Annotated in this window: 7 protein-coding genes; all 7 read right to left on the bottom strand. The window is 35.1% G+C overall.

Features of this window, described 5'->3' with window-relative positions; translation table 11 throughout:
- Positions 1–113: 113 nt before the first annotated feature.
- The 7 genes from EJN90_RS09990 to EJN90_RS09960 all read right to left on the bottom strand — a co-directional run bounded on the left by EJN90_RS09990 (position 114) and on the right by EJN90_RS09960 (position 11,078).
- Entirely contained in the window at positions 114–2,003 is a 1,890-nt protein-coding gene (locus tag EJN90_RS09990) for a glucosaminidase domain-containing protein (protein ID WP_126110839.1), read from the bottom strand.
- A 138-nt stretch (positions 2,004–2,141) separates the two neighbouring features.
- On the bottom strand, positions 2,142–4,892 hold the full coding sequence (locus EJN90_RS09985; RefSeq protein ID WP_126110837.1) for an N-acetylmuramoyl-L-alanine amidase: 2,751 nt from the start codon (positions 4,890–4,892) through the stop codon (positions 2,142–2,144).
- A gap of 133 nt (positions 4,893–5,025) precedes the next feature.
- Entirely contained in the window at positions 5,026–6,447 is a 1,422-nt protein-coding gene (locus EJN90_RS09980) for a lipopolysaccharide biosynthesis protein (RefSeq protein WP_227872497.1), read from the bottom strand.
- Positions 6,448–6,614: 167 nt separating this feature from the next.
- Positions 6,615–7,826, bottom strand: coding sequence for an IS256 family transposase (locus tag EJN90_RS09975; RefSeq protein WP_126110819.1), 1,212 nt, complete (start codon positions 7,824–7,826; stop codon positions 6,615–6,617).
- Positions 7,827–7,904: 78 nt separating this feature from the next.
- Positions 7,905–8,657 (bottom strand): glycosyltransferase family 2 protein, encoded by a 753-nt coding sequence (locus EJN90_RS09970; protein ID WP_126110833.1) that lies wholly within the window; start codon positions 8,655–8,657, stop codon positions 7,905–7,907.
- A 14-nt stretch (positions 8,658–8,671) separates the two neighbouring features.
- On the bottom strand, positions 8,672–9,733 hold the full coding sequence (locus EJN90_RS09965; protein ID WP_126110831.1) for a hypothetical protein: 1,062 nt from the start codon (positions 9,731–9,733) through the stop codon (positions 8,672–8,674).
- Positions 9,726–11,078, bottom strand: coding sequence for an O-antigen ligase family protein (locus EJN90_RS09960; RefSeq protein WP_126110829.1), 1,353 nt, complete (start codon positions 11,076–11,078; stop codon positions 9,726–9,728). Before EJN90_RS09960 ends, EJN90_RS09965 begins: the two co-directional genes overlap by 8 nt.
- Between the last annotated feature and the right edge of the window lie 4 nt (positions 11,079–11,082).

The raw sequence follows: 11,082 nt of genomic DNA, 5'->3' as shown, positions 1-11,082 counted from the left end.
CAACGTATTTTCCTCTATCATAAGTATACAAAAACGAACCCTATAGAAGGGCACTTTTTTTAGTGTCCATTCTATAGGGTCCATTTTAATTTCCAGAGAAGGTTTTTAATAAATCATTTATAAAATGCATTGCTAGTAGAACCAGGTGCTGTTTTCCCTTTTTTAACTAGCTTGATTTGAATGGCTTCTAATCTTTTAGCCACTCCTTCTGATCCAGAAGGAGTGCCATTTTTTGCCCAACCAGTCCATCCAAAATTTTGTACATGTGTTCGATAATAAATATCGTATTGTTTTGCCATTTCTCCAGTTAAATTCACTTTAATTGCTTCTAGTCTTTTAGCTTCACCAACTGTTCCACTTATTTGGCCGTTGGAAACTTTTGACATCCAGCCATATTTTTCTACATGAGACTGATACTCAATACCTCCAGAAAAAGGTTGAGATGGAAGATTAATTTTAACTGATTCCATTCTGCGGCTTTTACCGACGGTACCAGATAAAGCACCATCAAATACAAACGATGTCCAACCATCATACTGTAGCTGGCTTGAATAACTTATTTGTGGTTCTGTAAAATTCCTGAAAGCAGTACCCGAAGTATTTACTGGATTGTCGCCTTTCCAAGCAAGTTTTATTTCTAGAGACTGAATTTTTTTTGCATAGCCTTCTGTCCCAGCTGCTTCGCCATTCTTTGCCCATGCAGACCAGCCAATTGATTCAGAATAAGTACGATAAAAAATATCATAATTTTTGGCATTATTACCTGTTAGGTTAATCTTAAGAGCTTCCATTCTTAAGCTTTTTCCTACATTTCCAACTGATTTATTCTCTTTAATATTATTAATCCATCCACTTTGTTGAATATGTGCGGAAAAATTAATACTTAAGTTTGGATCATTAGGGAAAGATAGGTTTAGATCCTCAAGACGAAGATTATCTCCTACATGCCCTAAAGATAAATCCGCTCCTACTTTATTAATCCAACCGAAATTCTCCATATGATAGCTAACATTCAAAATCGGTACACGGTCATATTTGTCTAAACCATAGCTTTGAATAATCGAAATTAACTTAGCAGGATAATCAGGATCAGTTGCATATCCAGCAGCTTGTAAAGCTTTTGCAGCCTTTTGATAGTCTTTCTCCCCAACCACATGTTTATAATTTTCTTTTCGCCATGCTGTACTAGTAAAGAAGTCTCCATGGTCATTTATACTTCCTAGCCAATTATTATACTTTCTAAATGGAGCTACTATCTCAATCCATTTTCCGTTTATATATTCTTTTGTGATAACATTATACACTTGACCTTTCCAATCATCAGAAGCTTTTATTCCAAATAAATTATTCGCATTTACTGCTAAACCACTTAATCCCCAAGCTGACTCCAAGGCTCCTTGAGCGATTGTGATGGATGGCAGGATTCCTGAGGTAATACTATTTTCAATTGCATAGGGAACTATTTTTTCTAAAAAACTATCGACATGTGGAATTCCTGATGAAAAAGCTCTCATCTTAGAAATATTATTCTTTGATTGAAGATCTTGTTCCATGATTTCCATCGCTAATTGATAAATTTCCTCTTGATTGTATTCTGGATAATTAGGTAAATCATCTATCATTTCTGTTTCTTCTTCGGTCTCTTTCGGTTCTTCTACTTCTATTTCAACAGCTTCTTCTGTAACGATCTCCGGTTCAATCGTTTCTTCTTCGATCATTTCTTCCGATTCAGCAGGTTCCAATGGCTCCTCTAGCGGTATTTCTTCCTCAATTACTTCCTCAGCTTCTTCCGGTTGTGATTCGACCTCTTCAGTCTCTTCCTCTTCTACTACTTCTTCATCAGTAACTTCAGCTGGCTCTTCTATTTCTTCAATAGTTTCTGTAGCTTCACTACTTTCTATTCCGCTATTCTCAATAGCAAGAACTGGACTAATGGAACTGAATAATATATTACTAGTAGTTAATACAACGCCCAATGACATTAATAACTTTTTATTCTTCATCTGTATTTAATTGCCTCCCTAATTTTGATACATATAGATTATAAGACAAAATGTTTTTATTTAAACTTATGTAATGCAATTGTAATAAAAAAATCCTCATATTGGACGAATTTCCGTAACAATATGAGGAAGGATTATTTAGTTAAAATATTTAACGACACCATTTGTCAGTGCTTTTGCTAAAGTTTCTTGATAACTGCTAGTTTGTAGCTTATTCAATTCTGTTAGATTACTCATGAAACCAAATTCTACTAAAATTGCAGGAATACTTGTTTCTCGTAGCACAGCGAATGTTTCTCTCTGAACTCCACGATTAAAAGCTCCTGTAGAAGAAATCAAAGCACTCTGGACCGCTTCAGCTAATTTTTGACTTTCTTTTAACCGAGTCGGATCATTATGCATATTTTTATTGATAACTGGTTGATACTCCGGATCATATTGATACCAGAACGTTTCAATCCCGTTCACATTTGCATTATTTGGCATAGCATTATTATGTAGACTAATAAAAATATCAGCTCCCGATGCATTTGCCATTCTTGAACGTTCAGTTGAGTGATCAATATAGACATCTGAAGTACGAGACAAGATTACTTTAAATCCTGCGGCTTTCAAATGTTTTTCAACTCGCTTCGCAATTTGCATATTCAAGTCTTTTTCTTTCACACCGTAATAGTTTGCTCCACTATCTGAGCCGCCATGGCCAACATCAATAAAGACAACCTTCGGTGCATATTTCTTAAATGCTTTGTTTGCATCTACTGCAGGGCCGGTTAATCCTTTTTCAACCAACTTGATTTCAATGTTCTCAACACGCTTTTTCATTCCCTCTGTCCCAGCTGACATACCATTTTTTGCCCAACCTAACCAGCCGTAGTTTTGAGAATGAACGCGATAGTAAACATCATAGTGTTTAGCAATTTCACCCGTTAGATTAATTTCAATCGCTTCAATTTGTTTTGCCTGGCCTTCAGTACCACTTATTTGCCCATTAGATACTGAATTCATCCAACCATGACTTTCAACATGAGTGCGGTAAGTAATCCCACCTGAATATTGATCATAATTTAAAGAAATTTTGATTGCTTCCATTCGTAAAGCACGATCTACCGTGCCATTCGCTTTTCCATCTTTAGATGTGACAAGCCAGCCAAGAGTTTGCACATGAGAAGAATAAACAACCGATGTCATATCCTTTACCTGGTAAGCCGCTCCGCCTTGGTTAAAGGTACTTCCTTTTGGAACTACTTTCACTTCAATTGCTTCTGCTCGATACCCATATTCTTCGGATCCAGCAGGAGCACCATTTTTTGCCCAGCCTAACCACCCCAGGTTCTGTACATGTACACGATAATAAATGTCGTAATTGCCTGCGTTCGAGCCAGTCAGTTCCAATTTGATTGCTTCTAGACGTTTATTGCTACCTGGCAGGCCGTTAATGGTTGTACTGTTTGTCCAGCCCATCCACCCACGAGTCTGCATATGTGTAGAATAACGTACATCCACCCCAGGCAAGTTCTGTATTTTAACTTGAATTGCTTCTATTCTCTTAGCAATTCCGCTTGTCCCACTTAACTCACCATCTGAAACTTCTTTTTGCCACTTCTGTCCTTCTACATATGTACTATATGTAATAACAGGAGACGTGATTCGAGTGTCTTTAATAAATGAGTTATTAATACTTCCAGGAGCTTGTTGTCCTTTAGGCACAATTTTTATTTCAATTGCTTCTAATCGTTTCGATAATCCCTCTGTTCCAGCTGGTTCTCCATTCTTTGTCCAACCTAACCATCCGTATGATTCCGCATGTACACGATAATAAATATCATAGTTCTTAGCTTCAGTACCTGTTAAATTAATTTTAATCGCTTCAAGACGTTTTGCTTGGCCTTCTGTTCCACTCAATGCATTGTTGGATACTTGAGGAAGCCAGCCTATTTTCTCAACGTGAGTTGAATAACTTACTCCAAGATTTGCAATATTCGTTTTGATTTTGATTGCTTCTAAACGTTTTTCCTTGCCTTGTGTACCAGATGTTTTTCCATCTCCTACTGTTGCAGACCATCCTGCACTTTGAATATGAGTAGAGTACTCAATTAAGGAAGTACTTTTAGCTGTAGTTGCAGAAAACGTACTGATTTGAGGTTCATTTGTCTCTTCTACTTCTTCTACTTCTTCAACATCTGAACTTGTTTCTTCCTCTGGTGTCTCTTCTTCAATTTCAGTCTCTTCCAGGTCTTCTTCCACATCTTCCTGTATATCTTCTTCTACTTCTTCATCAATCGGTTCTTCAATGTCAGGAACGTCTTGATTCAGCTGATTATATTCTTCTTCAGATATAGCTGTTTTTTCTTCATTTTTTACTAGACCATATTGATAAGGAAGCTTTCTTTGTAAAATAGTCCCTTCTTCATCAACAATCACAATTTGCTCTTTTACTGTTCCATTTTCATTCTTTTCAACTGGAATCGTTGTTTCTAACGTTATCAGTGGAGAAATCGTTTCAGTAACAAATGTATCGGAATCCTTAATTTTAACACGACTAATTTCTTCAAACTCTGTCTCTAATTCTATTACTTCATCCTCAGCAATCATTACTTCTAAAGAAATCGATTCTTTAGAATCCTCATGATTCCTGATTACTTCTACCAAGACAATATTTTTTTCTTCATCTTTCCAACCTAATAAATGCAATTCAGTTTCATCATCAATTGACACAAGTTGTTCTTTTCCGTCGTAATCTATGGCCAAATAAGATAAATCAATCTTATCTTCTTCTTCACTAATTGCCGAATTTACCTCTGATGCAAGTGCAGCAGGAACCGGCATAACAGCTTGAAAGCCTAGCAACACACTAGTTAACAAAGTAGCTAGTTTTCTTCCCCTCATTGTCTTCGCATACCTCCAATTTATAATAATAACAGAACTAGTGTACCATAAAAAAAAGCCTTACATCTATATAAAATGAAATGTTTACAGATAAAAAAACTCTCACCTATTGAAAGACGAGAGCAGCATTTTTCTATTTTTTGATTACTCTTAACATTTCCTTCCATTGTCCGGTGAATAACAATCCAATAAAAAAAGTAATAACAAAAATAATTCCCTTAATCATTAAATTAATAAAGATAGAAAATGGCAGTTCTGGCAGAACTAGAAAAGCGACCACTTGTAATAAACCAATAATAAGGGGCTTTACCAATTCCTTTAGAAGTTCAAAAAAACCAGAATCAAAAATTTTATACATCAGCAAGTAATTGTTCACTAAAAAGTTAATAGAAAATGAAACAACGACCATTGCTGCAACTGTTTCGATACTACCTAAGTAAACACCCAATGCAATAGAAGCAACATTTAAAATCATTGACTGGATCCCGGAGAACAATAGCAAGTCTGTACGATTAGTAGACTGATAAAATGCACCTGAACTACTTGCAATCATTTGAACCCAAATAGATACTGCTAAAATTTGGAACGAAAGCACACTATTCTCCCATTGGCCACCAAAAATGAACAAGATAATTTCTCGACCAGCAAAGTAACAAAAAACAGAAATCGGTACCCCAAGATTTGCGAGAATACGTGTTATTTTTAGATAAGTGTCTTTTATAACATCTTTTCGGTTCTCATATTCAGACATAATCGGTTGAATAACAGGAGTGATGACACCCGCTAAAATAGTGTTCGGATAAAGAGATAATTGATAGGATTTATTATAATATCCTAAAGCTCCTTCTGTGAACACCCGTCCAATCAAAATACTGTCAAAATTTCTTGAAAAGTAATTAATAAAGTTAAAGCCAAATTGATTACGAGAAAATGCCCATATTTTTTTAATTGGCTCATAAGAAAAAGCCACTTTAGGCGATATTTTTGTTTTACTATAGTAAAACAGAAAATTCATTATTGCCTGAACTAAACTACCGATAATAATCGCATAGTATTTAAAACCAAAAAACGCTAAGATAATTGAGATTATTCCTTTAATAATTCCAGTAAAAATTAAAATTGTATTTACTGCTTTAAAGTCTTTTCTCTTTTGAATGACTGCTTTTGGCACTACTAACAAAGCAAAAAAGAATACTGACAAGCCTAATATGACAAATATCGGTATATAGACTGTATTATCATAAAAAATACTTACCGGAAATCCCAAGAACATAAAAATAACTGCTAAAAGCGAAGCAAAACCAATTGAGAAACGAAATATCACTTGGACATCATGATCGGTTAATTTTTTATTTTGGATGATTGCCGGACCAAATCCCATATCTGCAAGTAAATTAAAAAATTCAATAAATATTTGTACAATCGAAACGACACCGTAATCAGCCGGAGTTAGCAAGCGTGATAAAACCGCATTAACTCCAAGTTGGATAATTACATTGGAGTATTTTCCCATTGCACTAAATAACATTCCAGTTCGAAAATCATTGGAAGACAATTCATTTCCACCTCGTTTTTCTAAAAAAATATAAAATTTCAATAATAGCATTTTAACATGTTATCATGAACTTTTATATTAAATTAATATAAAGATACTATTTAGCCTCTCTAGTTAGTCAAGTCCATAATCCTGTGTAAAATACTATACAATGTTTCAACTGTTTCTTACTGTTCAAATTTAATGTATCTTCTTGTAGAACTGAGCCATTCGTTATGGAGGTCCATAAGAACTGCTCCAATTAATCGATTAGCTGAAGCGCGGTTCGGAAAGATCCGAATAATCTTTTCTCTTCTGCGTACTTCCTGGTTCAGTCTTTCAAGAAGGTTCGTACTTTTTAGGCGGTTATGGCCATGCCCGATAACCGTGTATTGAAAGGCATCTTCGAAGCCATTATCCAATGTTTCACAGGCTTTTCTATATTTAACTTGGTCAATATATTCGGCGACTAAGGCATCCTTAGCTGTCCGAGCGAGTTCAATATCCGTAAACTTAAAGATTGTTTTTACCGCTTCTCTAAACACTTTTGAGTTCTTTTTTGGGATAGAACGGAAGATGTTTCTTAGAAAATGAACCTGACATCTCTGCCAACTTGCATTGGTAAATGATTTTCGAATAGCGGACACTAACCCTTTATGAGCATCAGAAATGATGAGCTCCGTTCCTTGTAAACCTCGTTCTTTTAAGTACTCAAAGAAGCTTGACCATGTGTCCTCACTTTCTTCATTTTGAATCATGAAGCCAATGATTTCACGGTCACCATCTTTGGTTATTCCAATCGCAATGTGGCAGCTCTTAGAAAGCACTCGATTATCTTCTCTAATCTTTATATAGAGAACATCAGTCATCAGGAAAGGATCGTTTGTCTCTGAAAGCGAACGGTTCTGCCATTCGTTGACCATTGGGTCTAACTGTTCAGTAAGACTAGAAACAAAAGATTTGGATACAGATTTTCCGCACAGTTCTTCAACGATTTTAGAGACTTTACGAGTAGAAACACCTGAAACATACATCTCCAACATGGAAGCGAGTAGTGCTTTTTCATTTCGCTGATAACGCTCAAACACCGTCGGTGAAAATTCACCATCACGTGTTCTAGGAACTTTTAATTCGAGTGTACCCACACGAGTCGTAAAGTCTCGCTCATAATAGCCGTTTCTTTGACTCTGACGACTTTCTGAACGTTCATAGTCATCGGCTTGAATATATTCCGTTCGTTGATTTTCCATCAATCGGTTGAAGACGGTGGTTAAAATATTTTTAGAAACATCATCTTTTACCGAATGTTCAATAATACTTTGAATCTCTTCGTTATTCAGTGTAAAATGTACTTGGGTCGTGTAAAGTCCTCCTGGGTATGTTTTTGTGGTTAAAAACATTGTACCGTAAAAGGGCGTTTACATGGCCTTTTATCTTTTACACAATTATATGGACTTTATCGCCTAGTTTGGCTTTTTTTAAACTCTTCTTCTTATAGCATTAAAAACATAAAAGCAAAAATAATAAATTGCTTTTGGTAAGGGTAATTTTTCTATTCGATAATAAGTATTCCATGTACGCTTAAGTGCCCCTAGACGGTCACTGGAAATAGACCCTTTAACTTGTCTATATTGTCCTAAGACCTCATCAAGTCCATAAGCATATGGATGGTTTCGCAATATTTTTAACCAAGTTGCTGTATCCTGTCCTTTGCGAACCAGTGGCATTCTAAAGTCACCAATTATTTCTCTATTAATAACAACAGTTGAACAGGCAATGGCTGTATTCTTTAACAAAGCTGTGTAATTCAAGCGTTTAGGAAGAGGAACTGAAGGATTCAGCATCTCGCCTCCTTCTGAAATTTGTTCAAAGTTTGTATAGGTAAACCCATATTCATTTTTATTCATAAAGTTCAGTTGATTCTCTAACTTATGTGATTTCCAGACGTCATCACTATCAATAAACGCAATATATTGGCCGTCTGCGTGTTCGATTCCTGTATTACGAGCTACTGCAGCACCTTGATTTTCAGATAATTTGACATATTTAATTCGAGGATCTTCTTTCATCAATCCTCGAATTACTTCTTCGCTATTATCTGGAGAACAATCATCCACTAGTATGTGTTCCCATTCTTGATAAGTCTGATTCATAACTGAACGAATCGTTCTTTCAATAAATGGTTCAGCATTGTACACAGGTGTGACAATGGATACTAAATCTTTTTTCATTTTATTTACTACCTCTATAAAATTCCATCGTTAACTTGGATAACCTTCAATGGCTTTCTATAAACTTTTAATAATTCACGTTGTTCATTGTACCAAGTCCTGTCAGTTACGTCAGGTTGAATAAGGATAACAACTTCATCGACTTCTTTATCTAGATTTAACTTGGTAATATCATCAATAATTTGCAATCCCTTTTCGCTATAGGAAGACAAATCGAGTTTTTCATTCTTCTCTTGTACCAATAATACTTTATTTGTAGATTGGGGTAATAATACGGCTCTTTCCAATCCAGCTTGATTCTCGCTTTCAACCATAACAAAAATATCCTCTTCATTCCAATTGTAATTAAATGCATACTTTATTTTTTTATTAAAGAATGGCTGCAAGAAAAGAAGGAATACTGCAGCCATAATGCCGCCTACTATCGAAATCCCAGCTGAAATCACTAGATTTTTAATGTTAAATGTCACAACTTTCTCATTTTGAGTTACAAGTGATTCAGGATTTGATAAGTCTTCGTCTGTTAAAATTCTTGGTTCGGAAATAATGTACGTTTCTTTATTGTTCAGCAAGTCTAATCCGTCAGTCTCTACTAACTCATAGAAAAACTTAACTACAGCAAGATTCTCTTTCTCAGTTCCAACCCGTGAACTAAACACCCAAATATTCGATGCTTCATTACGAGAAGCTCCTAACACACCACGATCACGAGCTGTTTTTGGATAGTTCGTTTTTTCTTCCATTTCTATTAAATCACTAATTTCAACACCTGTTGCTTCTTCAGCTGCTTGAATATTTGCATCTGTTTTCATTGCTTCCTCAAGAAGCAAAGTATTTGTATAGACACTGCCATTTTCATACTCAATGTACATTTCAAAAATCGCTGGATTTTCTGAATCAGCAGTTTCTGAAGTTTTTTCATTATCACTATTTCTTAAACTAATTTGCGTCGTTATTATGGGTACTAGTTGCATAGCAAATAATAACAAAGAGAAAACAATGGCAAAAAGCAAAGCTCGTTTTTTATTTGTTATCAGTAACCTTTTTATTTCTTTTACTAATGTATGGCTATCCATGTTGGCCTCCTACGAAATCTCTTATCATTTCATTATTTTTTTTCTGGGTAATATAACTTACTTGTTCTTTTTTTATTCCAAGGGACTCACAATAGGAGAAAAACGCGATAATGATACCGAATATCACCCATTGCCATTCGTTGATTATATTGCTCGCAGACGATATGGAAGAAAGTGTAAAGGCTGCGAGGTAACCGATAATTGATAAAGACGCATTTCTTACAAATGCATCCTTGCTATATCGATAATACTGGTAGGCTCTTTGAAGCATGCTTGCATAGACTAGTACATACAAGACAAATATGAAAACCCCATATCCTGTCAAGATTTCCATCCACCAGTTATGCATATTACTCTTATCTCCCACTTGAAAAAATGCATTCGTCTTCATCCAATGTTCAATATTGCCTGCTCCTACACCAAATCCTAGCGTATCACGTAAAAAATAAAAACCATTTTTTATTAAATTCACTCTAGTCATATTTGAGCTATTATCATAAATGACATTTCCCGAAATAAGAGAAATTATTCCGCTTATTTTCCCACGAATGCTTTCACTTGCAATAACGAAGATGGTTCCTAGTCCGCCTGCTGTAATGAAGGTAAGGAAAATACCTTTTTTCGTAATAACCCTACTGAAGTATGTCAATAACATTGCCCCTATCCCTATGAAAAAAGCAAGAAGATTACCACGCGATTCTGTTTGATAAATAAGCATAAAACAGAGTGTTAGTAAGATAAAATATCCGATCTTTGCATAAACTCTCTTCGCATTTCGAAATAAAAATATAATTATAAAAGACCCCATTAACAACATTGTGGCATAATCATTTTGGTTTGGATATATGGAAATAGGAATCCTCGAAAAAATGGTTTGAGAAGCCGGTCGATACTTTGTCATGAAATGGTCACTCGCCCATAGATACTTGCCAGTAATAATTTCAGCTAAACCTATAAAAATATGAATGGCTACCCCTGCTCCTACGCTTCGGAATAAATTCAAGATATCTTTTTCCTCTTTTATAAATAAATGAATAAAGATTATCGTAAACACACCGATTCCTATGAAGATATTTGCTTTTGTCCAACCAGCTAAGTTTTGACTCCATACTACGGATAATAAAGAATAAAGCAACCAAAGAGTATAGAATAATGTATAGGTACTGCTTAGCTTCTTTGGGTAAAATCGTAAACGTTGGTCATTATTAATAAACATGACTGAAAACATACAAAATACCCCTAAAAACAAAATTCGATACATAGAAAGTTTAAAGCCAATATCAAGAGCCAATATCTGGGTGCCTAAAAATACTGAAAAAACGAGTAAGTAAATCAGTTTTTTCATTTGT

The sequence above is a fragment of the Jeotgalibaca ciconiae genome (assembly GCF_003955755.1).
GTDB lineage: Bacteria > Bacillota > Bacilli > Lactobacillales > Aerococcaceae > Jeotgalibaca > Jeotgalibaca ciconiae.
This window is presented reverse-complemented; position numbering and strand designations above follow the sequence as displayed.